This window comes from Corynebacterium sp. MSK297, from assembly GCF_030232885.1.
Taxonomy (GTDB): Bacteria; Actinomycetota; Actinomycetes; order Mycobacteriales; family Mycobacteriaceae; genus Corynebacterium.
On the sequence record NZ_JASPGD010000001.1, the window covers coordinates 18,489 to 41,566 of the forward strand.

At 55.4% G+C, this 23,078-nt stretch carries 21 protein-coding genes; 2 read left to right on the forward strand and 19 right to left on the reverse strand.

Features of this window, described 5'->3' with window-relative positions:
* The first annotated feature begins 11 nt into the window (after positions 1–11).
* Positions 12–917 (forward strand): glucose-6-phosphate dehydrogenase assembly protein OpcA, encoded by a 906-nt coding sequence (locus tag QP888_RS00085; protein WP_284811264.1) that lies wholly within the window; start codon positions 12–14, stop codon positions 915–917.
* Positions 917–1,639 carry a 6-phosphogluconolactonase gene (pgl, locus tag QP888_RS00090; RefSeq protein ID WP_284811266.1) on the forward strand — a complete coding sequence of 241 codons (723 nt, stop codon included), beginning with the start codon at positions 917–919 and terminating at the stop codon, positions 1,637–1,639. The genes QP888_RS00085 and pgl overlap by 1 nt, the downstream gene beginning before the upstream one ends.
* A 139-nt stretch (positions 1,640–1,778) precedes the next feature.
* Here pgl and secG read toward each other — a convergent pair whose 3' ends face one another.
* The 19 genes from secG to coaBC all read right to left on the reverse strand — a co-directional run bounded on the left by secG (position 1,779) and on the right by coaBC (position 23,067).
* Positions 1,779–2,015, reverse strand: coding sequence for a preprotein translocase subunit SecG (gene secG, locus QP888_RS00095; protein WP_018119595.1), 237 nt, complete (start codon positions 2,013–2,015; stop codon positions 1,779–1,781).
* Positions 2,016–2,100: 85 nt separating this feature from the next.
* Positions 2,101–2,880: a triose-phosphate isomerase gene (gene tpiA, locus QP888_RS00100; RefSeq protein WP_284811268.1), complete on the reverse strand. Its 780-nt coding sequence runs from the start codon at positions 2,878–2,880 to the stop codon at positions 2,101–2,103.
* A gap of 48 nt (positions 2,881–2,928) precedes the next feature.
* The gene (locus QP888_RS00105) at positions 2,929–4,143 is read right to left on the reverse strand and encodes a phosphoglycerate kinase (protein WP_284811270.1); all 1,215 of its coding nucleotides are present in this window, start codon (positions 4,141–4,143) and stop codon (positions 2,929–2,931) included.
* A 110-nt stretch (positions 4,144–4,253) separates the two neighbouring features.
* Complete coding sequence (gene gap, locus QP888_RS00110; protein WP_284811272.1) at positions 4,254–5,267, reverse strand: type I glyceraldehyde-3-phosphate dehydrogenase; 1,014 nt, start codon at positions 5,265–5,267, stop codon at positions 4,254–4,256.
* Between the two features lie 53 nt (positions 5,268–5,320).
* Positions 5,321–6,358 carry a DNA-binding protein WhiA gene (whiA, locus tag QP888_RS00115; RefSeq protein ID WP_284811274.1) on the reverse strand — a complete coding sequence of 346 codons (1,038 nt, stop codon included), beginning with the start codon at positions 6,356–6,358 and terminating at the stop codon, positions 5,321–5,323.
* An 88-nt stretch (positions 6,359–6,446) separates the two neighbouring features.
* On the reverse strand, positions 6,447–7,496 hold the full coding sequence (locus QP888_RS00120) for a gluconeogenesis factor YvcK family protein (RefSeq protein WP_284811276.1): 1,050 nt from the start codon (positions 7,494–7,496) through the stop codon (positions 6,447–6,449).
* Positions 7,497–7,636: 140 nt separating this feature from the next.
* Entirely contained in the window at positions 7,637–8,509 is an 873-nt protein-coding gene (gene rapZ / locus QP888_RS00125) for an RNase adapter RapZ (protein WP_284811277.1), read from the reverse strand.
* 58 nt (positions 8,510–8,567) lie between these two features.
* On the reverse strand, positions 8,568–10,601 hold the full coding sequence (uvrC, locus tag QP888_RS00130; protein ID WP_284811279.1) for an excinuclease ABC subunit UvrC: 2,034 nt from the start codon (positions 10,599–10,601) through the stop codon (positions 8,568–8,570).
* Between the two features lie 43 nt (positions 10,602–10,644).
* Positions 10,645–11,187 carry a PH domain-containing protein gene (locus tag QP888_RS00135; RefSeq protein ID WP_284811281.1) on the reverse strand — a complete coding sequence of 181 codons (543 nt, stop codon included), beginning with the start codon at positions 11,185–11,187 and terminating at the stop codon, positions 10,645–10,647.
* On the reverse strand, positions 11,184–11,690 hold the full coding sequence (gene ribH, locus QP888_RS00140; RefSeq protein ID WP_284811283.1) for a 6,7-dimethyl-8-ribityllumazine synthase: 507 nt from the start codon (positions 11,688–11,690) through the stop codon (positions 11,184–11,186). The genes QP888_RS00135 and ribH overlap by 4 nt, the downstream gene beginning before the upstream one ends.
* 1 nt (position 11,691) lies before the next feature.
* Positions 11,692–13,068 (reverse strand): bifunctional 3,4-dihydroxy-2-butanone-4-phosphate synthase/GTP cyclohydrolase II, encoded by a 1,377-nt coding sequence (locus tag QP888_RS00145; protein WP_284811285.1) that lies wholly within the window; start codon positions 13,066–13,068, stop codon positions 11,692–11,694.
* 11 nt (positions 13,069–13,079) lie between these two features.
* The gene (locus QP888_RS00150) at positions 13,080–13,811 is read right to left on the reverse strand and encodes a riboflavin synthase (protein WP_284811287.1); all 732 of its coding nucleotides are present in this window, start codon (positions 13,809–13,811) and stop codon (positions 13,080–13,082) included.
* 13 nt (positions 13,812–13,824) lie between these two features.
* Positions 13,825–14,904, reverse strand: a complete 1,080-nt coding sequence (ribD, locus tag QP888_RS00155; RefSeq protein WP_502869050.1) for a bifunctional diaminohydroxyphosphoribosylaminopyrimidine deaminase/5-amino-6-(5-phosphoribosylamino)uracil reductase RibD — start codon at positions 14,902–14,904, stop codon at positions 13,825–13,827.
* Complete coding sequence (gene rpe / locus QP888_RS00160) at positions 14,905–15,654, reverse strand: ribulose-phosphate 3-epimerase (protein ID WP_284811288.1); 750 nt, start codon at positions 15,652–15,654, stop codon at positions 14,905–14,907.
* Between the two features lie 16 nt (positions 15,655–15,670).
* Positions 15,671–17,296, reverse strand: a complete 1,626-nt coding sequence (locus QP888_RS00165) for an RsmB/NOP family class I SAM-dependent RNA methyltransferase (RefSeq protein ID WP_284811290.1) — start codon at positions 17,294–17,296, stop codon at positions 15,671–15,673.
* On the reverse strand, positions 17,293–18,285 hold the full coding sequence (gene fmt / locus QP888_RS00170; protein ID WP_284811292.1) for a methionyl-tRNA formyltransferase: 993 nt from the start codon (positions 18,283–18,285) through the stop codon (positions 17,293–17,295). Before fmt ends, QP888_RS00165 begins: the two co-directional genes overlap by 4 nt.
* A gap of 49 nt (positions 18,286–18,334) precedes the next feature.
* Positions 18,335–20,341: a primosomal protein N' gene (locus QP888_RS00175; RefSeq protein WP_284811294.1), complete on the reverse strand. Its 2,007-nt coding sequence runs from the start codon at positions 20,339–20,341 to the stop codon at positions 18,335–18,337.
* Between the two features lie 17 nt (positions 20,342–20,358).
* A complete protein-coding gene (gene metK / locus QP888_RS00180; RefSeq protein ID WP_284811295.1) occupies positions 20,359–21,594 on the reverse strand; it encodes a methionine adenosyltransferase in 1,236 nt (411 codons plus the stop codon).
* A gap of 177 nt (positions 21,595–21,771) precedes the next feature.
* On the reverse strand, positions 21,772–23,067 hold the full coding sequence (gene coaBC, locus QP888_RS00185; protein ID WP_502869052.1) for a bifunctional phosphopantothenoylcysteine decarboxylase/phosphopantothenate--cysteine ligase CoaBC: 1,296 nt from the start codon (positions 23,065–23,067) through the stop codon (positions 21,772–21,774).
* Positions 23,068–23,078 lie beyond the last annotated feature (11 nt).

Sequence of the window (23,078 nt, forward strand, 5' to 3'; positions counted from 1 at the left end):
AATTAGCAACCATGATTCATTTCCTCACGGATACGACCACCACCGATATTGCCCGCGAACTTAATCTGGCGCAAGAGCACTACACCCTTACCACCGGCCGAGTGCTGACGCTCATCATCATCGCTTCGGCTAGTGACGACGTTGAGTCCATCTTGCGCGCCAGCCGCGATGCATCGCACGAGCACCCGGCCCGTGTACTGATTTTGTTGACGGCTGACTCTAACGACGACACCTACCTCGATGCTGAGCTGCGCGTTGGTGGTGAGGCCGGGGCATCTGAGATCGTCGTCATGACACTCAACGGTGCTATGGCACACCACCCGTCGTCTATCGCCACCCCGTTGTTGCTGCCGGATACCCCTATTGTTGCGTGGTGGCCTAATGTGCATCCTGATAATCCAGCTGCGGATCCACTAGGAAAAATAGCGCAACGCCGCATCACGAGTGCCCAGGACTTCTCGCAACTAGCTCGCAACTATGCGCCCGGTGACTCGGATACCGCGTGGTCGGCGATCACCGCGTGGCGTGGCATTGTTGCCTCAGCCCTGGATCGTTACCCAAACCATGACGTGCGCTCAGTCACCATCATCGGGGATCAAGGCCCCGAGCACGTCATTGCAGCAGGCTGGCTTGCCGACGCTTTAGGAATCCCCGTAACCCGTACGGCCGTGAGCCATGAGGATGCACCGCATGCTATCGATGCAGTGGACTTAACGATGGATGATGGAGAAACCGTGAGCATCTCCCGCGCTGATAACCACTCCGTCAGCGTCCACGTCCCAGGGGCTGCGCGTAGCCTCGTCGCGCTCAACGTCCGTAGCTGGGCAGAACGACTATCCGAAGAATTGCGGCATCTGGAACCAGACGATACATACGCACGCGCTCTTCGTGCAGCCAGCGACGTGAAAGGATCATAATGACCACAGTCTTTCCTGCAACAGATAAACAGGACATGGCGCACAAGGTGGCACAGCGATTTGTTGATTTAGTCACCGAAATTCACGCAACCGGGGGTGGGGCACATGACGACGGCACTGTGCGCGTGGTATTGACCGGTGGCTCTTCGGGAGCCGCGGTGCTCGAAGCACTAGCTAGTAAAGGTGCGGAGCTGGATTGGTCCCGTATCAGGATCTTTTTCGGTGATGAGCGCAACCTGGCCGTCGACGATACAGAATCCAACGAAGGACTGGCGCGCCGTGTCTTCCTTGACCAGCTGGATATTCCCGAAGACAATATCCACGGTTATGGACTGGCTGGCAACGAAGACCTTGCAGAACGCGCCCGAGATTACGCAGCGATGCTAGCGGATTTCGCGCCCGCTGGTTTTGACCTCCACCTAGTAGGCATCGGTGACGATGGACATATCAATTCATTGTTTCCCAACCACGCGGCACTCGACAACGAAGCAACCGTCGTCGCGGTGACAGACTCGCCCAAGCCCCCGGCAGAACGGTTGAGTCTGGGTCTTCGCGCGGTGACACACACTGACCGGATTTGGTTTCTGGCTGCGGGAGAAAATAAATCCGATGCAGTCGCGCGGGTAATCTCCACCGCGAAACCTGATAAGTCATGTCCAGCCACCCTCGTGCATGGACGTATCGAGACGCTCTTGTTTAGTGACGTGATCCCCGCGCATTAAAAATATGCTTGTGCGCTACCTTTAGCTGCACAAGCACTCAACTCTGACCAAAGAACCAACGCACAAAACCCACCGGCTGGAGATGACTCCGACTGGTGGGTTCATCGTTAGTGTGATGACGATCTACAAGCTAGACGAACTACAAGTTATAAGCCTGTAGCAGGTTCAACGCGACGATCGCTGCAATCCAAATCAACGCCAAGACAATTGTGTAACGGGTCAGGTTCTTTTCCACCACGGTGGAGCCAGACAAGTTAGACTGCACGCCACCACCGAACAGGCTCGACAAACCGCCACCTTTGCCCTTATGGAGCAAGATGAAAATAGTCATCAATACTGCTGTAACCAGCAGGATGATCTGCAGCGCTAGTTGCATTCAGGTGTTCCTTCACAATGAGTGCGGGTTTATAAGTATACCGACGGTCAAGTATACCCTTAATGGGCAGCGAATGGGTGATTTACTAAGCCTGTGAGACGGATGCTGCTGCTAACTTAGCAAACTCTTCGCCATCCAGTGATGCGCCGCCCACCAAGCCGCCGTCGACGTCTGGCTGCGCAACGATATCCGCGATAGAATCGGTGCGCACCGAACCTCCATACAGAATGCGCATTGCTTCTGCTGTCTCCTCGTCGGCAAGCCTGGACACCAAGCCGCGGAGAGCCTTGCATACCTCTTGCGCATCCTTCGGTGACGCTGCTTTACCGGTTCCGATTGCCCAGATTGGTTCATAGGCCAAGACGGTATTCTTCAACTGCTGGGCATCCAAACCGTCCAAGGAATTACGGACCTGCTCCATGATGTAGTCGAGGTAGCTACCCGATTCCCGGATATCTAGCGACTCACCGACGCACACAATTGGCTTGATGCCATGTTGATGCGCCACTTGGGCTTTCTGCGAGACCAGATCAGAAGTCTCGTGGTGGTAGTGGCGCCGCTCCGAATGGCCTACAATGACCCATTCGCAGCCCAATTTGGCAAGCATTGGTGCAGAAACATCGCCGGTATACGCTCCCTTTTCTTGGGGAGCCAGATTCTGTGCGCCATAGCTGATCTTCATTTTTTCGCCACTGACCACAGTTTGAATCGAACGAAGATCAGTAAATGGTGCCAGCACCGCGATATCGACCTGCTCGTAGTACTCTTTCGGCAAAGCAAACGTCAGCTTCTGGATATTCTTGATGGCCTCGAGATGATCGAGGTTCATCTTCCAGTTACCGGCAATGAGTGGAGTTCGTGCCATGTGGTTCTCCTTGTGATGGTGCTAAACGTTCGGGTTTTCAGGAAGTGTCTATCGGCGAAGGACAGCGACGCCTGGAAGTTCTTTTCCTTCCAGGAATTCCAAAGAGGCTCCGCCACCAGTGGAAATATGGCTAAATCCAGCTTCATCCAGGCCTAGTGCGCGCACCGCAGAGGCAGAATCCCCACCACCGACAACGGTAAAAGCTCCATTGTTCGTGGCCGCAATAATGGCCTTGGCGACGCCTTCGGTACCACGTGCGAATGGTTCTTTCTCAAATACGCCCATGGGACCATTCCAAAACACCGTCTTTGAACCGGTAATGAGTTCTGCGAACTTGTCCACTGATTTCGGTCCGATATCCGGGGACAACCAGCCTTCCGGGATATTTGCGAGCCCAACAACCTGAGTATTCGCGTCGACGGAAAATTCATCGGCGGCTAGCAGATCAACCGGCAGACAAATCTTGTCGCCGAAACGTTCCAACAACTGTTGGCACGTTGGAATCATATCCTCCTGCAACAGCGAATTCTGCACGTTATAGCCCTGGGCAGCAAGGAACGTGTAGCACATACCGCCACCAATAATGATGTTGTGCGCCTTGCCTGCCAGCGCTTCAATAACGCCTAATTTATCGGAGACTTTTGAACCGCCCAACACCACGGTGTAATCCTGCTGCGGATCATCCGCGACCGCCGAAAGCTTTTCTAGCTCTGCCTCAACCAGGTACCCGGCATAGGCGTCCAATTTGCCCGCAACCTCGTAGACCGAGGCTTGCGCACGATGAACCACGCCAAACCCATCCGAGACAAACACTCCATCATCGGCAGCTAACGCGGCCAACTCCGCTGCGAACTCTTCCCGCTCGGCTGCATCTTTCGACGTTTCCCGAGCATCGAAACGCACATTTTCCAGCAACATCACGTCACCGTCATTAAGCCCATTAGCGCGTTCATGGGCATCTTCCCCCGTCACATCCTGGGCTAAAGCAACCCACTGACCCAAAGCATCAGACAGAGCTTCCGCGACCGGCGCCAAAGAATACTTGTGGTTGAACTCGCCTTTCGGGCGGCCCAGGTGAGAAGCGATAATCACCTTGGCACCGGCGTCGAGAAGCGCTTGAATAGTGGGCAACGCCGCCGTAATACGGCCGGGATCAGCGATGGCACCATCGTCGGTAAGCGGAACATTGAGATCCGCCCGCACCAATACGTGGCGGGAATCCAGATCTTGTTCCAACAACTGCGCTAGCTTACGAAATGCCAATGTCTCTTCCTTTACGCGATCAGATTCGTGTGCGATTCTACAGCGAACTATTTTACGGTGAACAATTATTTACAACGGACAAGCTATGACACGCCTCAATCAGTCCGAGGTTACAGCTGCGCCCCGACGTGCTTGCATAGTCGTAGCAACTGGCTGCTGTAGCCCCATTCGTTGTCGTACCAGGCCACTACTTTGGCCAGGGACTCGCCGATGACTTTCGTCAACGGGGCATCAAAAATTGCACCGTGCCCGTTTCCAACAATGTCGCTAGATACCAACGGGGCCTCGGAATACTGCACAATTCCTGCTAAACAGCCTTCCGCTGCTTTCTGGATGGCCGAGTTGATCTCGTCAACGGTAACGCCGCGTTCGGCCTGAAACGTCAGCTCCATTGCCGAACCAGTGAGTGTAGGAACGCGTAACGCGTAACCATCGAGCTTGCCAGCAAGCTCCGGAATCACGATTCCCACTGCTTTGGCTGCCCCCGTCGAGGTAGGAACAATGTTTTGTGCAGCCGCACGCGCCCGCCGGAGGTCCTTGTGTGTGCCGTCGACAAGCTGCTGGTCACCAGTATAGGCATGCACGGTCGTCATCAACCCGCTAGCGATCCCGAATTCTTGATGCAGAATCGATGCAATTGGCGCCAAGCAGTTCGTGGTGCACGAGGCGGCGGAAATGACATCGTGTTGTGTTGAATCGTACAAATCCGAATTGATTCCATACACTAAAGTCGCATCGACGTCCTTACCAGGAGCCGACAAAATCACCTTCTTTGCGCCCGATTCCAAGTGAGGGTGAGCTTGTTTACTGGAACGGAATTTGCCGCTAGCTTCAACTACAATATCGACGTCGTGGGTTTCCCACAGCAGTTGCGACGGTTCGCTGATGCTGGTTAACGCAATACGCTGCCCATCGACAACCAGGGAGTTTGTCTCACCAGATTCAACAGAAACGGTAGCCGCAAGCGGACCTGACACGGTGTCAAATTTCAACAGATGCGCCAGAGTTTCCGGCGGCATCACGTCGTTAATGGCAACAATCTCAATATCTCCCGGCGATTCCAGGACGGCGCGCAAAAAGCTGCGCCCAATTCGGCCGAAGCCGTTAATTGCTACACGAGTCATAGCGCCATATTACCGCGTGACGGCCTCAACCGCCGGTCACTTCTGAGTTTCCGCTAGTTTTCTGCACTCCCGGACTCGTCGGAGTGATTGTTGTGCTCGGGAGCCGCAAGATCGTCGTCGAAAGGCTCCTCGTCGATACCTTCTGAAGTATCTGGGATACCAAGTTCTTCTGCACGCTTATCCGCCATCGATAACAGCCTGCGGATGCGTCCAGCAACCGCGTCTTTGGTCATCTGCGGATCACCGAGCTTCCCCAGTTCCTCCAACGACGCTTGACGGTATTTCACGCGGAGGTTGCCTGCATCCGCTAGATGCTCCGGTACCTCGTCACCAAGAATTTCCATCGCCCGATGAACCCGGGCAGCGGCTGTCACCGCAGCACGTGCTGATCGACGTAAATTCGCATCATCGAAATTGGCCAAGCGATTCTGGGAAGCCCGGGCTTCTCGCCGCATGCGTTTCTCATCCCATTCCAGGCGCGCAACCTGCGCTCCCATGCGACTCAGTAACGCGCCAATCGCTTCCCCATCGCGTATGACCACTCGGTCCGTGCCGCGGGATTCTTTGGTTTTCGCCGCGATTCCCAGCCTTCGTGCACAGCCCACCAAGGCAAGAGCTGCCTCTTGACACGGGCAAGAAACTTCCAACGACGAGGAACGACCCGGCTCTGTGAGAACTCCCTGGGCTAAAAATGCTCCTCTCCAGGCGGCCTCATTATCAGCAATCGTCCCAGAAATGACTTGTGGGGGCAGGCCCACTACCGGATGTCCAGATTTCGTCACCAGCCCGAGCCGACGAGCGATCATCTTCGCATTCCGGGTAATACTAAGCTGGTAGCGTGGATTCTTTTGCGCACTGACAGGACCCGCTGCGGCGGGGCGAATCGTGATATTAAACAGTTCTTCCAAGTCGTTTGCCAAACGCTGCGCCACCGATAATGAACTCAGTTCGACCTCGATAGTCAAACTATCGCCGACAACTTCCATCGTCCCTGCTAATCGCAAAATCGCGGCGACTTCTGCATTCCGGGAGGATTGCTTAGCAGGAACTACCCGAGTGAGTTCCTCTTTGACTTGGTCTGTGAGTCCCACAGCAGCACTCTGCCTTTCGTCTAATGAGTCGATATTTTCTAGCCGGGTGTTAAATTTTCCCGGCTCCGCGGAAATGCACAGCCCAGTATTACGTTTCCCGGTTTAACAGGAACTTGGCATAAACTTCGCGCAAAGTATTCGCGAGTTTCGCTTCCTCGTGCCGGGAACTCTCTCTGCCTGCTTCGTCTATTTCGCGAACATCGGAAAAAACCATCTCAGCTTGCAAGATTCGCGCAGCTTTGCGCAAGTATTCTCGTTCTGCTTCCGAGGTTACCGATGCAGAGTCACAAATCACCACATCCACATGTAGCCCTGGCGCATGCTGAGCAAGCACGTGGATATGGCGCTCATACGAAAAACCCTGTGTCTCCCCTGGTTCACCATTCAAGTTCAACACCAGTACACGTAGTCCCGAACATTCGTTAATCGCGCGCACGATCTCTGGCAGTACCAAGTGCGGTATCACACTAGAAAACCAAGAACCTGGACCGATAGTCACAAGTTCCGCATCAGCAATTGCCTTCAGGGCCGCGGGATTAATGCGCGGATTACTAGGAATCACACTTACTCGTCGCACTTGGCCAGGTGTGGAAGCCACCGCGACCTGGCCACGCACTGAACGCATCACACGCGGGTCCTCGTCCAATCCCGAAACATCAGCCTGAATATCCAATGGCTCTGTGCACACCGGCAATACCCGGCCTTGCGCCCCGGTTAAACGCGTCACTGCATCCAACGCCGCCTGTTCCTGCCCCAAAATCTCTTTTAATGCAGTGATCAGCAGATTTCCAAGGGCATGACCAGCCAACGCACCGCTACCGCCAAAACGGTGTTGGAGAGTTTGTTCCCAAAATCTTCCTTCTTCGCTGCCACTAACCGATAACGCAACCAGAGCCATACGCAAATCACCTGGTGGGATCATGTCAAATTCTTTGCGCAACCGACCGGAACTACCACCGTCGTCCGCCACCGTGACGATTGCTGAAATTTCCTCAGCCCCTAACCCTCGGGCAGCCTTAAGGGTTTGGAACAAACCGTGACCACCGCCAAGCGATGCAATGCGCTCTAGTAAATGCGTATCAGAATGGAATTGTCCATGGGCAGGCGCCTCAGATACAGGTGGCGGTGTCGAAGCCATGTCGCAGCTAGTCTTCCTTCTCGTAAATCGATGAGTTAATTATCAATAACCGAGCCCGGTTACAGACGTACACAGATGTGTGGGCTCCGGCTGTTAGTCACCGGGACGTTGAAACCATAACGAGTCTCCGATCGCGGCCCCTATGGCTTTTCGAAATCACGGTGCATAACGTTTACTTCCAATTCCTCGCGTTGGCGGAGTCTTCGCGCTACTTCTTCGGAAATTGCGACCGAGCGATGATGTCCACCGGTACACCCAATAGCCACCGTGATGAAGTTTTTCCCTTCATGTCGATACCCAGAAAGCATCGAATCAAACATTTTCTCAAAGTTTCCGATAAAGCTCTCTGCCGCGGGGTTCTCCAGTACATAATCAGCCACGGGGCCATCGGTACCGCGATATTCTCGCAACTCCGGGATCCAATACGGATTAGGCAAAAAACGCACGTCCAACATCAGATCCGCATCGCGCGGCGTACCATGCTTAAACCCAAACGACTCGATAACCACGTGTTGCTTATCAAGGCTCATCGAACCAAAACTCGCCTCGATTGCACGACGCAGATCATGCACAGAGAGATTTGAGGAATCGATAATCACATCCGCACGCGCCTTCAGCGCAGAAATCGCTTCCCGCTCCCGCTGAATACCCACCTGAAGGGTATCGTCCTCCTGCAGCGGGTGCGTCCGGCGCACAGAATCAAACCGACGAATCAAAACGTCGTCACGAGCGTCCATAAACAACACCATGACTGGCATATCGCGGCGTTCTAATTCATCTTTGGCAGACAGAATCGACCCCCCAAACATGCGAGAACGCACATCCGCCACGACGGCAACTTTGTCAACCGGCGAATTCTCATCCGCGCACAAATCTAACAGCTGCACCATCAATTCCGGTGGCAGATTATGCGCAACATAAAAGCCTTTGTCTTCCAGCACGCGAGCAGCCGAAGATAGCCCGGCACCGGACATTCCGGTGAGTAAAATTGGCGACGTGGCGAATGTGGTCATGGCTTACAGCATAGTCGGTGCATCACATCGGTGCGATTTACCGAAACCACCGGTAAACCTACTTGTGGAGCGCAGTATAAATATTTTCCGCTAATGCCGGACCGAACCCCTTGACCTCGGTGATCTCCTCAACGCTCGCTTGCTTCAGCTTCTTCACGGATCCAAAATGCTTCACCAAATCTGCGCGCCGGGCCGGGCCCAGCCCAGGCACCGCATCCAATGCCGAGGTGCGCATACGTTTCGAGCGTTGCTGACGGTGGTAGCTGATGGCAAAACGGTGTGCTTCGTCACGGATGTGCTGCAACAAGTACAGTGCTTCACTGCCACGCGGGAGAATTATCGGTTCTTCATCACCCGGAACCCAAATCTCTTCGAGGCGTTTTGCCAAGCCAATCAACGCAACGTCCACTACGCCGAGCTCATCGAAGATTTTTTGCGCGGCATTCACCTGGGGCAAACCGCCATCTACGACGAATAACTGTGGTGGATACGCAAATTTCTTTCCATCCGCGGATTCTTCGGTGACGTCTTCGTCGGAAAACGTCGTCGCTTCCAATTCCTCATCCGGGACGTGCAATTTATCGTCTTGGTGTCGTCTGAACCTCCTTCTGGTGACCTCCGCTATGGACGCGACATCATCCGAATGACCATCACCTGCTGCTTCTTTGATACGGTACCGACGATAGCTGGATTTTCGGGGCAGCCCGTCCTCAAAAACCACCAGTGATGCCACGACATCAGTACCTTGAATATGCGAAATATCGATGCACTCAATGCGCAACGGGGCAGTGTCCAAGAACAACGCCGATTGCAGATCCTGGAGCGCGGCCGAACGTGCGGTTAGATCCCCGACACGTTTGAGTTTGTGTTGTTTCAGCGCATCCTTGGCGTTGCGGTAGACAGTGTCCATCAACGCTTTTTTGTCTCCGCGCTGCGGTACGCGTAGCTCTACCGGCCCACCACGTAAATCAGAAAGCACCGTGGAGACTTGCTTGCTGTCCTGAGGTTCGGTGTGCACCATGATCTGACGCGGAATAACAGCCCGGGTGGTCTGCCCCGTAGCCCCGACATGCTCTCGGCTGTCTGCACGCGATTCTTGATCGACCCCGCGACGATCAATGAGCTTAGCGTCTTCAGCAGCTTCTAGTTCTTCGCGTTCGGCGGCATCAGAATAAAACTGCACCAAGAAATTCTCAATGAGCTCAGGAAGTTCCGTGAGCTTTTCGACGACCCAACCACGCTGGCCGCGGATGCGACCATCACGCACGTGGAAAATTTGCACTGCAGCTTCCAACTCGTCGTCGGCAAAAGCTATGAGATCTGCAGCGGTCCCGTCCCCCAGAACCACTGTCTGTTGTTCCATTAACTTGTCAATCGCCCCGAGGTCATCTCGCAAGCGGGCCGCGCGTTCAAATTCAAGCTCTTCGGAAGCTTGTTCCATTTCTGCGGTCAGGCGCTTGACGACGTCATTAGTCCGTCCACGCATGAACGACACCAAACCATCGACCGTGTCACGGTGCTCGGCGACGCTGACCCGGCCGATGCAGGGAGCATCGCATTTGCCGATATATCCCAGCAGACAAGGCCTACCCAAGCGTTCATGCCGTCGATACACCCCAGCAGAGCAGCTGCGCATCGGAAATACGCGCAACAGCAAATCCATGGTTTCGCGCACCGCCCAGGCATGCGAGTATGGGCCGAAGTACCGAACCCCGCGCTTGCGCGGCCCACGGTAGAAAAACACGCGCGGGACTTGTTCGCCCACTGAAACCGCGAGCATCGGATAAGTCTTATCGTCGCGGTACATGACGTTAAACCGCGGATCGAACTTCTTAATCCAGGTGTATTCCAGCTGCAGTGCTTCGACCTCACTGGCAACCACAGTCCATTCCACCGAGCTTGCGGTCTGCACCATTTGTCTGGTTCGCGGGTGCAGTTGCGTGATGTCTTGAAAGTAATTCGACAGGCGCGCCCGAAGGTTTTTTGCCTTGCCGACGTAGACAACGCGCCGGTTTTCGTCGCGAAATTTGTACACTCCCGGTTCCGTGGGAATCGTCCCCGGCGCTGGGCGGTAGGTTGCTGGATCGCTCATTCTACTGGATCACTTAGGGTGCTAGAACTCTCTGTAGCGCTGGTTATTCTTCTGGCATGTACTGTGCTTCAAGTGCGCGGAATTTCCGGACTGCTTCAATCGTGTCTTTGCCATCCGAAGCTTGAATCGCCCACAGCGGCATATATTCAAACTCTGGCAGCTCTAAGCGTGCCATCCGTGCACCTTCTGGGAAGGACAAACCGTAGATCAGCTGCCAATAATAAAATCTGGTGCCAATAATATTGCGAACTTCCACGCCGTCGCTGTTCACACGCACACGCGGACGAGACAACGCGAGCCAAACCAACACGGAAATAATCAACCCCACGCCGGGAAACGCGATGAAATCAATCCCGGTGACTGCAGCACCTGTAAATTCTAGGCTTAATTGCCACGCCATGAAAATATGCACGGCCATGATGATCGGGATCAAAATCCAAGCATAACCCCGCAGGCGTCGGGAAGTGATGGCCAGCTGCCAAGGCTTATCGCTGGTCACAGAAAACGGGTCGAGTGCGGTATACGCGGCTAGCTTCTTCTCATCAAGCTGCTTGCGGGAACTGCCCTCATGAGATTGAGATGTCATGCTTGCTCCTGCTCATTAGATCGCTGTTGTTCGCGCAAAATACCCAGCGTCGCCAAAGTATCGAGCGCAGCAGTCATGGCTTCGCCGCCTTTGTCTTCAATGGAATCAGGAAAACCTGCACGAGCAAGCGCTTGTTCTTGGGAATTAACCGTCAACACCCCGTTCGCGACCGGGGTGGATTCGTCCAGGCTGACCCTAGTGAGGCCTTGCGTCACTGAATCACAAACGTAATCAAAATGCGGGGTACCACCGCGAATCACACACCCCAGCGCAACGACAGCATCGAACTGCCGGGCTGCCTGTTGCACTACCACGGGCAATTCGATAGCGCCCATGACATGGACTTCGACCACTTCTGCCCCTGCTTCGGTTGCTACCGCGACCGCGCGTGAACGCATCTGTTCACACACTTCCTCATTCCAGCGAGTTGTCACTACACACACACGCACGCCTGCAGCACTACCGCTACTGATATTGCTCGCTGGTGCTCCTCCGTGTGCCATGTCAGCTCTTCGCTCCTGTTGGTGTCGGTGTTGTTGCACCTGGCCTCACGCCAGTCGTTTCGTCGGTGTTATCTTCTGTGTGTTTGTCTTCTGAGTGTTTATCTTCTGGGTGCCGTGCATCCCATTCCGCGACCGTCGGCAAGTCATGCCCCATGCGATCACGTTTAGTGCGCAGATAAGAAATATTGTCTTCGTTAGCCTCCGTCACCAGCGCGGTGCGCTGAGACACTTCCACTCCAAAGCCTTCGAGCCCTTCTGCTTTAAAGGGATTATTAGTCAACAAATTTGCCGTGGCGATACCAAGATCAGAAAGGATTTGGCCGGCCACAGAAAACTCGCGAGCATCCGCTGGCAGTCCTTGCTCTAGATTCGCATCGACAGTATCGGAACCGTTTTCCTGCAAGCGATAGGCCTTGAGCTTGGCCAGCAATCCGATCCCACGACCTTCGTGGCCACGGATATAAATCACTACCCCGCGACCAGCCTCTTGAATGTAGTCAATCGCTTGGTCAAGTTGTTGCCCGCAATCGCAGCGCCGCGAATGAAATACATCTCCGGTCAGGCACTCCGAATGCACGCGCACCGGAACATCAGTGGCATCACGTAAATCCTCTACTGACCCCGCGATCAGCGCAACGTGTTCTGTGCCATCCACCTGGTGGCGATATCCCAACGCGGTCATCGGACCAGCATCCGTCGGCAAGCTGGTTTCGACTTCCCGAATCACTTGCATTTCATTACGACGGCGCCACTGGATCAATTGCTCGATCGAGATCAATGCCAGCCCGTGCTCGTCGGCAAATTCACGCAGCTCCGGCAAACGCGCCATATCAGTCGGATCTTTTTCGGAGACGATCTCACAGATAGCACCCGCTGGGCGCAGACCCGCTAATCGAGCGAGATCAACCGATGCTTCAGTATGTCCGTTGCGCTCCAATACTCCGTGTGGACGCGCACTCAGCGGCACGACATGTCCAGGCCGGGTAAATTGTTCGCGATCAGCATCATCAGCTGCTAATGCACGCAAAGTCTTCGCTCGGGTCGTCGCAGAAATGCCAGTAGTCCCATCATTGACATCTACAGTGACCGTATAAGCAGTTCCGCGCACGTCCTCATTAATCGCGGTCATGGGTGGCAACCCCAAACGGTTGAGGTCATGCGGCAACATCGGCGCGCAAATATAGCCGGAGGTATAGCGAACCATGAACGCAACCAGTTCCGGGGTGGCTTTTTCGGCGGCAAAGATGAGATCACCTTCGTTCTCGCGATCTTCGTCGTCAACAACGACGACCGCCTTGCCTGCGCGAATATCGGCTATCGCGCGCTCGACGCTATCAAGTTTAATCTCACTGCCATCCTGGGTGACCTCGGTGCTCATATGCCTCCACCTTAGTGCGTGTCCGACGGAAAATTATAACTGGTCGGCGTACCTGCGGCCAACAGCTTTTCGACGTATTTGCCGATGATATCGACCTCCAGGTTCACCGTTTCGCCCACCACCAATTGCCCCAAGGTAGTTTCGGCCAAAGTCGTGGGAATCAAGGAAACTTCAAACCAGTGCTCAACCTCATGCTGAGCAGTAGAACGAGCTCTATCTTCTGAATTCGCGGCGGCGTCCGCCGTAGCTGCATCAGAAATAGCTGCGCCAGAAACCACTGCGCTAGAAATAGCAGAGACCGTCAAAGAAACCCCACTGACCGCGATCGATCCCTTTTCCACGACGTATCTCACTAGGTGTTCTGGTAGCTGGAACCGCAATACGTCCCAGTGCTCGGAAGGGGTACGCGAGACTAAGGTAGCCGTACCGTCGACGTGGCCTTGCATAATATGGCCACCAAGCCTGGAATCTGCCCGTAATGCGCGCTCCAAATTCACAACACTGCCGGGCCGGAGATCTCCTAACGACGAACGGTTAAGCGATTCCTGCATAACATCAGCACCAAAGACACCGGAAGCAGCGTCTAATTCAGAAACAGTCAAGCAGACGCCATTGACTGCAATGGAATCACCAAGACGTGCATCCTTAAGGACTGCCGGGCCGGAGATGCTTATCCGGGCCGCGTCACCGACGTTGTCCACCGCAGTAACTTCCCCTGTAGTTTCCACCAATCCACTAAACATTATCCGCCACCTTTCACTGCTTCCGGTTTTCGGGCGTGCGCCCTGGCACCATTGTCAACAACACATCGCCGCTAAGTATTTCCACGTCGCTTATCTGCAAGCGCAACCCTTCCGCCAAGCTTTCCCCAACAGCCGAAGCGAGCACACTACGGCCCTGTCCTAACAGCAAAGGAGCGATATAAGCCTGCACTGCGTCCACATAGCCGTGAGCAACGAATGAACTCAACAGCTTAGGTCCGCCTTCCACCAGTACGTCGCGGCAGCCTTGCTCCCATAAAGCAGTCAATGCAGTCGGAATATCCGAATATTGTGCGTAACCCAACCGTTGTAAGTTGCTGCATTCTGTCAGATCCGACTCACCAATGACCACCCGCTGTGGTTGTTGCTGGTACCAGGCAGTTTCTCCTGATTCGGTGATATAGCGAGCAGTCAGCGACGGATTATCCGCCAATGCGGTACCAGTACCGATAATGATCGCATCGCGCTTGCTACGATCCAGGTGCACTCGCTCGCGGGCTGCGGTACCTGTGATCCACTGGCTCGACCCATCGATTGCGGCGCTGAAGCCATCAACAGACTGTGCAAACTTCAGTGTGACATGTACTCGCCCCATGGCTGTTGCGTGCAGCCATGGACGAAGCTCACCATTGCGCATCGCGACCCCGTCAGGGTCGGCAGCACCGAGGTGAAAAACGGGAATTCCTGAGGCACGCAGTCTTTCTGCCCCGCCAGCGGCAATCGCGTTGGGATCCGCATGCACGTAATGCACTGAGGCTACACCTGCATCAATGAGTGCCTGCGCACACGGGCCAGTTCTGCCGAAATGATTACAAGGCTCAAGTGTGACTACCGCATGCGCTCCACGCGCAGCCGCACCGGCGTGCTCTAAGGCAACGATTTCAGCATGCCGCCCACCTGGAGGTTCTGTTGCACCAATCCCGCAAATCTCGCCGGTGGAGGTCACCAGCACCGCGCCTACCGGCGGGTTAGGACTGGTGCCGCCACGAACTGCTTCGCCAGCTCTGCCTGCGGCAGCTAGCGCAGCGTTAAGTATGTGAGCGGCAAGTGGGCTCTCGTCCATTTCCGGTGCCATTTAGTGGCGCGTCGCCCCAACAGCGAGCTCACGGAGATTGTCGACCGCCGCGGCAGGGTTATCCTTTGTGAACACTGCAGAACCTGCTACGAATGCGTCACAGCCTGCTTCCGCGGATTTCTCAATAGTGTGCTCGGAGATTCCACCATCGATTTCAATGACACAATCCAGGTGTTTCTCATCGATCCTTTGGCGCAATGCACGGACCTTATCTAATTGATCCGGCATGAACGATTGCCCTCCGAATCCGGGCTCCACGCTCATTACCAATGCTAAGTCGAAATATTCCAAATCATCGAGATACGGCTCAATCGGCGTACCAGGTTTCACGGAAAAGCCTGCACGCACACCTTTTTCGCGAATCTTTTTCGCTAAGCCGATGTGATCCTCGGTGGCTTCGACGTGGAAGATTATGCAATCAGCCCCCGCCGCAACATAGGCGTCGACCCAGTCCCCCGGATTTTCAATCATGAGATGCACGTCGAGCTGCTGCTGGGTGATTTTGTCGACGGTCGCAGTAATGTCGGGGCCGAAAGATAGGTTGGGAACAAAGTGCCCATCCATGATGTCCACGTGAATCCAATCAGCGTTGTCAATGGCACGCACTTGACTACCCAGCCGCGAAAAATCAGCCGCCAAAATTGACGGGTTAATCAAGGCCCTTTGCTTGACAGTTAGGTCACGCTGGCGGGTATGGCTTGCCGCTGTGCGGGAATGGTTTTCGGCGTGGGTAATATCGCGAACAGACATACCACCCATTCTACGACTACTCCGACTTGCGGCGCAGCACAGCGAAAAACATGGCATCGGTACCATGTCGATGCGGCCACATTTGTGCAGAGTGGAATGCGCCGTCTCCCCCAATACCTGGCATCGGCGGTAGCGTCGACGCCGCAGACAACTCTTCGAGATCCGGGGTATCGGCGTCAGAAATAATCGCATCAACAATGTTCCGGGTTTCCCGCAGATCCGGTGAACACGTGGAATAGACCACGACACCGCCTGGGCGGACTAACTGTAGTGCTGAACGCAACAACTCCGACTGCAGTATATTCAGCTCTTCGATATCAGCATCGTCCTTTTTCCACCGCGCTTCAGGACGGCGTCGTAAAGCACCTAACCCGGAGCAGGGGGCGTCGACAAGCACCCGATCATAGCCGGGAGTTAGGCCCGGATTTCGGCCATCCGACTGATGCACTGTCACGGGCAGATCCCTGACCGTGGCGCGAATAAGCTCTGCGCGGTGCGGGGAAATTTCGACAGCATCGACCGTAGCACCATCGATTCCCGCTAATGCACCGAGCAACGCCGCCTTGCCACCGGGCCCCGCGCACAAATCCAACCACCTGCCGGAATCGGCTCCGCTAACCTCTGCTTGCGCCACCGCGCGGGCAATCAACTGCGAACCTTCATCCTGGACCGCCGCTAATGACTGCTGTACCGGCTCCAAAGCACCCGGATTACCGCCGGATTCCAAACAAACCGCATACGGGCTATACCGAGCCGTCTCCCCTCCGATCATCAAAGCGAGTTCCTCTGCACTGATTTCGCCGGGACGTGCAACCAAATGCACTAACGGGCGTGCAGAATCGGCAGCGAGCAGCTCACCGAGTTCCGGGTGGATCCGGGTCGCGGCCGCAGAATCCGCAGCATCGGCGTCGACAGGAAAATCCTCACTGCCTTCAACAACGGCATCAGCAATTTCAGGAGTGCTAGTCCCAAGAGTGCTAGTGGTGTTTCCACCGGATGTCGCCCACAAGGCCGCGTTAAAGGAACGAGCAATCCACTCCGGATGCGCGTTGGCAAACGCCAGTCCTGCCAGTTCATCTTCCGGACGCAGCTGGCTCATCCAGTCCGCCTTTGGCGTGCGCCCGATCGTGCGCAAAATGCCGTTAACAAAGCCCTTAGCCTTGCCGTGCCCGGCCGATTCCACTAACCGAACCGAGGTATCCACCGCCGCATGATCATCGACCCGGGTGAACAACAGCTGATAGGCGCCAAGGCGCAGGGAATTCAACACGGCAGTTGCCAAAGACTCCAACTCGCGCGAAGAACATTCCTGCAAGACAGTGTCGATAATCCCCAGGCAGCGCAAGCACCCATATGTGATCTCCGTGGCAAATGCAGCATCGCGTCCTTTCAGGCGTGCTTGACGCAAAGACTTCGGCAGAATCAAGTTCGCATAGGCATCATCGTCACTGACCCGATTCAACACCTCGAATGCCACCAGGCGTGGCTTGTCGACGCCCGCTGCTGCCTGGTGTGCGCGATTCCGGTCCTGCTGTTTTTCGTGCGGCGCGCCCTGCTTCCTGTTCTGTGCCTGTCTGCTTCCGGGGCGTTGTGACTGGCCAGAACGCGCCCGAGAACGAAAACCTCCTGCGGCTGCACTCATGACAAAATTCCTTCCGGTTGGCTACCACGTGCCCAATCTGCTGCATCCATCTTCTTCTTGCCAGGTGCTTGCACCATTCCCAAACGTACCGGCGTGGTAGCCGTGCCGACGAAAACGTCATTTTTGGTGACCAGGATTTCGCCAGGTGCTAACACCGCTTCTTCCAACACAGTTTCTTTCAACAACGCAGTCTCTTTCAACGCTGTAGCGGCATCGGAACCTGGTTTAACCACCGTCACCGGCGAAATCTTCAACCGCTGACCCTCCAACATTGTCCACGCACCTGGCCCCGGGGTATAAGCACGGACGTGGCGATCCACCGCGAAGTCTGGCTGAGCCCAGTCAATCCGGGCTTGATCTGCCGAAATTTTCGGTGCATAGGTCGACTCACCCGTTTGTGGTTGCGCCTCCAGGCGATCGTCGGCAAGCCCATCCATGGTGGCTACAAGCAAATCTGCTCCCGAATACGCCAACCGTGTCAATAAATCATCGGCGGTATCATCGTCGCGAATTGCCTCGGTGACTGTGCCAAGGACATCGCCAGTATCTAAGCCTTCCTCAATGCGGAACGTACTGGCCCCTGTGATGTCATCGCCATGCGCAATCGCGGCTTGTACCGGTGCAGCCCCACGCCAATGCGGCAATAACGAAAAATGCAAATTGATCCAGCCATGACGGGCCACCGACAAAAGATCCGGGCTGATCAATTTGCCATAAGCAACGACCGCGATCGCCTCCGGAGCCAAGTCCCGTAGCCAATCACGCACCAGGGCTCCGTCGTTGCTCTCAGCACGCAGAGTCTCTGGCTTCAGCACCTCGATTCCCCGCTCCTGTGCCATCGCTGCCACCGGCGACGGGGCCAAATTTCTTCCACGCCCTTGTCGCGCATCAGGACGTGTGAGCACCCCCACGACGTCGTGCTCAGAACCTAATAGCGCTTCCAAAGCTACGACAGCTGGCTCCGGCGTACCAGCAAACACAATCCGCATAGTTTTCACTGCTCCTTCATCGACGCGTAATAACTAGGAATTACCCAGCTTATCCAATATGAATTGGATCAACTTGAATCCGCAATGGCAACTCATCTTTCCGCAGACTCCGAGCCACCGCCGCAGTGCGCAGCGCTGAGCCTAATTCCGCCCGGGGCCCTAAGGGAGTACGCACCAGAATTCGTTGTGGCGGCCCAAAACGCTGTTCATCGTATTCCCCCGGTAATCGCGTTGAGCGCGGCAAATCCACCGGACCGAGCACTTCTGCATGCTGCGGCAGCTCAACTAGATCCAAAAATAAATCCAGGCTGGCATCGGCTCCATCAATCGCTGCCATATGCACCGCCGGCGGAAACCTCGTTTCCCGTCGGCCCGCCAACTCCGCGGCCGCGGCGGCAACCGGATCCCAACGGATAAACATCTGCACTGCGGGCAAACCAGCAGCAGCAACCACAATCACCGTGCCACCAGCCTCCCGGCTCTCCACCAACGCGGCAGCACGCATCCAGGTCGCGAGCGTATCTTCTGCGGCCCGTAGATCCTGTCTCCCGAGCAAAGCCCAGGTATCAAGAAATAACGCGGCACCATAGGCTCCGTCTTCCACCTGGGGCTCCGCACCCGGTGTTGCCACTACGAGCGCTGGGCCGTTGGGCACGGAATCCAATACTCGCGAACCACCCGAGGTAATGACCCGCGTCGATGGGAATGCCCTGCCAAGTTCCTCAGCTGTGCGTTGCGCTCCCAAGACCACGGCGCGCAACTTGTGCGAACCACACTCACCACAACGAAACGACGAGTGTATTGCCCCGCACCAACGACACGTCGGTACCGACGCCTCTGCATTCTCATGCTCCGGCAAGCCCAACGGGCCATTACATGTCCGACAACGCGCTGGATGACGACACCGTCCGCATGCAAGCGTCGGGATATAGCCTTTCCGAGGTACTTGCACCAGTACAGGCTTCGCGGAAGACAGTGCGCGACGAGCTGTAGTGAAAGCCAGCCCCGGTATTCGAGCTTTGGCAGCACCAGGGTCTTTTTCGAGTTCAAAATCTGTATCTGCAGCTGCGCGAATCAGCGGCGCTGCCTCCCGCACCTGGTCCCGGGAAGCTACCAAATTACGCATCCAGCCGGCTTCTACCAAAAGCTGTGTTTCTGCAGTTCGTGCATACCCACCGATCAACAACGAGCACTTTTCCAATCCAACGCGCGTGGTCAGAATTTCCCGCGCATGGGCGTACGGCGCACGCGGATCTATCAAGTTCTCATCACCATCATCGATGATCACCGCCAGACGTAAATTGGCGACAGGAGCAAATGCAGCATTGCGGGTACCCACGACCACACGCGCTTGGCCGTGCAAAACAGACAGAAAACGGCGGTATCGCGCTTGCGGCCCCAATTGGGCATGCAGAGTCGTGATCTGCTTCGGCCCCATATACTCCCGGAACGCGGATTCTAGGTGATCGACATCCCTTTGATCAGGCACTACTAGCAAAACCCCGCCGCCGTCAATGGCAGTCTTAGCCGCCAACGATGCCACTACTCTTGCCCAATCATCGCCAGGGGTAATCTGCCACGCCGCACGGGACGGCTGGCCCGACAGTACCGAATCTACAAACGACTCCCCATACTGATAATTCGACCACCCCGATAAGTCAGGCTCGGTTGGTTCACCAAGATCCTCCCACGCGGTAGCGAAGTCCGCTGTCTCTGCCTGCTTATGCCGCGGCGGAATCGCATTACGGATGATATCGGCTCGGGTGCCGCCATAACGCTGCGCTAACGACTCGACCAAAGCCGCCGTATGTTCCGGATAGACCACATCCGGTGAATACACCCGTTCAAGATAACGCAACCTGCCGACATGGTCCGAATGTTCGCGACGGTGCAAAACGATGCCGTCGACAAGCCTGCCATGAAAACGTATGCGCACCCGGGTGCCGACCTGCGCAGCCTCATCATCTTTGTCCGCGACCAAATAATCAAACCCGCGATCCAGGTGTGCTAGCCCAAGCAGCGGCAACACATGGGCGACCGGACGGGCTAGCTGCATTGCATCTCCCCGAACAGTTACGACACCCCTGCAGCGGCACGCAGTTGCTCGACCCGGTTCGTTTGCTCCCACGGCAAATTCAGATCATCGCGGCCGAAATGACCATATGCCGCGGTAGGACGGTAAATCGGACGAAGCAAATCCAACTCGCGGATAATAACGGCAGGTCGCAAATCGAAAGTCTGCGCAACCGCTGCCTGAATGGATTCGTCATCCAAACCATGATGTGCGGTGCCAAAGGTCTCGACGTACAACCCTACCGGATTAGCCCGACCGATAGCATAAGCAACCTGGACCTCTGCGCGATCCGCGAGGCCTGCGGCCACGATATTTTTCGCTACCCACCGCATCGCATAAGCCGCCGAACGATCAACTTTTGACGGATCCTTTCCCGAAAATGCACCACCACCATGGCGCGCCATTCCGCCATAAGTGTCGACGATGATCTTCCGGCCGGTCAGTCCGGCATCACCCATGGGACCGCCGAGAATAAAGGACCCGGACGGATTAATCAGCAAGGTGACATCATCGGTATAAAAATCTTGCAACCCCGCCTGCTCGATCACGTACTCAATGACATGGATTCGCAGTTGCTCTTCCAGCCACTCCTGACTGACCTCTGGATCATGTTGCGTAGAAATCACAACCGTATCAATGTGCGACGGCTTTTGTCCGGTATAAGCAAAAGTTACCTGTGTTTTGCCATCCGGGCGCAAGTGCGGCACAATCCCCTGCTTACGCACCTCAGTGAGCCTGCGGGACAAACGGTGCGCGAGTGCAATTGGAAGCGGCATAAACTCCGGGGTTTCATTCGTGGCATAGCCGAACATCAGCCCCTGGTCACCGGCACCCGCGACGTCATCATCATCCAGCTGGGAACCAGACCTGGCTTCGTGTGATCGATCCACACCGTCGCCGATTTCCTGGGACTGCTCACCAATGGCAATGTTCACACCGCAGGTCCGACCGTCGAATCCGACATCAGAGCTCGTGAAACCAATCTCCAACAAGGTTTTGCGCACCAATTGCGGAATTTCTACATAACCACTGGTCCGGACCTCACCTGCCACATGCACCTGGCCGGTGGTGACCAGCGTTTCTACGGCAACACGCGCGTGCTGATCCTTCTCGAGCAACGCATCAAGAATGCTGTCCGAAATGGCATCGCAAATTTTATCCGGATGACCTTCCGTCACGGACTCGGAAGTAAACAAACGCAGGCCGTTGGCGCTTGCGCGAACTGGTGCAGCCACGAAAAATCCTTAGAACACAGAGAAAGCAACGTACATAACCGAATTATTTACCAGCATCGGCATAACACAACATGCGCGCAATACAATGACGCGGTATGCCATAGCGCAACACCGGCACAATACTCAGCGCAGCGCACAGCGCCGCGCGGGAACAACAATTAGTATAGACAAAGCGGTCTATAGAAGCAATGCTAGCTTGTCCCAAATTTGGGCAGACACTACGTGCTTTGAGCTCGCGGCAACCTCGGTAACAGTGCCATCGCTGTCCAAAAGAAAACCTTGATTGGTCGTTTGACCGAAGACCTTGCCCGGTCCTACTTCATTGCACATCAGAACGTCGCAGCCTTTGCTCTGCAACTTATCCTGGGCATATTCCAAAATAGATTGCTTATCATCTCCAGTTTCGGCAGCAAAGCCCATTATCACAGTCTCAGCAGCCAAACTTCCGCCAGCTCGCGCTTCCACCAAACTAGCCAGCACGTCCGGATTTTCCACCAACTCAATCGTGCTCAGTCCTGCATCACCCTGCGACTTTTTCATCTTATGTTCGGCTGGCTTAGCAGGACGAAAGTCAGATACCGCCGCGGCCATGATAATCACATCCGCACCTTCGGCTTGCTTATGCATTGCACGCTGTAACTCCACAGTGGTTTCCACCGGGATAACCTTGACACCTGGAGGATTGGGCAGCGTGGAATTATTCGCAACTACAAGCGTTACCGTGGCGCCACGCTGTACCGCAATTTCTGCAAGTGCAAAACCTTGCCGCCCCGACGAACGGTTGCCAATAAAACGAACCGGATCAATGACTTCTTGGGTACCTCCAGCACTAATAAGCACGTTCACACCGGTGAGATTGTGCTCCATAGACGCGCCAGAAAATACAGTGCGCGCAACCGTTGCAATATGGCTGGGATCAGGAAGACGGCCTGCACCCGAGTCTTTTCCAGTCAGGCGGCCCACCGCGGGGTTGAGCACCACGATTCCGCGTTCCCGCAGCGTCGCGACATTCTCCTGCGTCGCAGGATTATTCCACATTTCGGTATGCATAGCCGGAGCAATGATCACCGGGCACGTAGCGACCAGCACGGTGGCAGCCAGTAAATCGTCGGCACGCCCTGCAGCTACCCGCGCCAAAAAATCAGCCGTCGCCGGCGCAATGACGATTCCGTCGGCCTCTTGCCCATAGCGAACATGCGCAACCTCGTGAACGTCCTCGAACACCGAAGTAGAAACCGGATTACCGGATAAAGCCTCAAATGTTGCTGCCCCGACAAACTGCAATGCCGAATTCGTTGGAATAACACGTACCTGATCGCCGCATTCCGTGAATTCCCGAACGAGCTGACAAGCCTTAAAAGCAGCGATCCCACCACATACCCCGACGACAATATTTTGTGCACGCCGTGCACCATCCGAATTGCGCGGGCTCTCTGCGTTATAAGTGTTCATCGTCGATCCGTTCTGGGACATAGTGGGGCTCC

Excerpts from the sequence above, each read along its gene's own strand:
- QP888_RS00085 (WP_284811264.1), top strand. The coding sequence starts at position 12 with ATGATTCATTTCCTCACGGATACGACCACCACCGATATTGCCCGCGAA.
- pgl (WP_284811266.1), top strand. The coding sequence starts at position 917 with ATGACCACAGTCTTTCCTGCAACAGATAAACAGGACATGGCGCACAAG.
- secG (WP_018119595.1), bottom strand. The coding sequence starts at position 2,015 with ATGCAACTAGCGCTGCAGATCATCCTGCTGGTTACAGCAGTATTGATG.
- tpiA (WP_284811268.1), bottom strand. The coding sequence starts at position 2,880 with ATGGCACGAACTCCACTCATTGCCGGTAACTGGAAGATGAACCTCGAT.
- gap (WP_284811272.1), bottom strand. The coding sequence starts at position 5,267 with ATGACTCGTGTAGCAATTAACGGCTTCGGCCGAATTGGGCGCAGCTTT.
- QP888_RS00120 (WP_284811276.1), bottom strand. The coding sequence starts at position 7,496 with ATGGCTTCGACACCGCCACCTGTATCTGAGGCGCCTGCCCATGGACAA.
- rapZ (WP_284811277.1), bottom strand. The coding sequence starts at position 8,509 with ATGACCACATTCGCCACGTCGCCAATTTTACTCACCGGAATGTCCGGT.
- uvrC (WP_284811279.1), bottom strand. The coding sequence starts at position 10,601 with ATGAGCGATCCAGCAACCTACCGCCCAGCGCCGGGGACGATTCCCACG.
- QP888_RS00135 (WP_284811281.1), bottom strand. The coding sequence starts at position 11,187 with ATGACATCTCAATCTCATGAGGGCAGTTCCCGCAAGCAGCTTGATGAG.
- ribH (WP_284811283.1), bottom strand. The coding sequence starts at position 11,690 with ATGGCACACGGAGGAGCACCAGCGAGCAATATCAGTAGCGGTAGTGCT.
- QP888_RS00145 (WP_284811285.1), bottom strand. The coding sequence starts at position 13,068 with ATGAGCACCGAGGTCACCCAGGATGGCAGTGAGATTAAACTTGATAGC.
- QP888_RS00150 (WP_284811287.1), bottom strand. The coding sequence starts at position 13,811 with ATGTTTAGTGGATTGGTGGAAACTACAGGGGAAGTTACTGCGGTGGAC.
- ribD (WP_502869050.1), bottom strand. The coding sequence starts at position 14,904 with ATGGCACCGGAAATGGACGAGAGCCCACTTGCCGCTCACATACTTAAC.
- rpe (WP_284811288.1), bottom strand. The coding sequence starts at position 15,654 with ATGTCTGTTCGCGATATTACCCACGCCGAAAACCATTCCCGCACAGCG.
- QP888_RS00165 (WP_284811290.1), bottom strand. The coding sequence starts at position 17,296 with ATGAGTGCAGCCGCAGGAGGTTTTCGTTCTCGGGCGCGTTCTGGCCAG.
- fmt (WP_284811292.1), bottom strand. The coding sequence starts at position 18,285 with ATGCGGATTGTGTTTGCTGGTACGCCGGAGCCAGCTGTCGTAGCTTTG.
- QP888_RS00175 (WP_284811294.1), bottom strand. The coding sequence starts at position 20,341 with ATGCAGCTAGCCCGTCCGGTCGCCCATGTGTTGCCGCTGCTTGGGCTA.
- coaBC (WP_502869052.1), bottom strand. The coding sequence starts at position 23,067 with ATGTCCCAGAACGGATCGACGATGAACACTTATAACGCAGAGAGCCCG.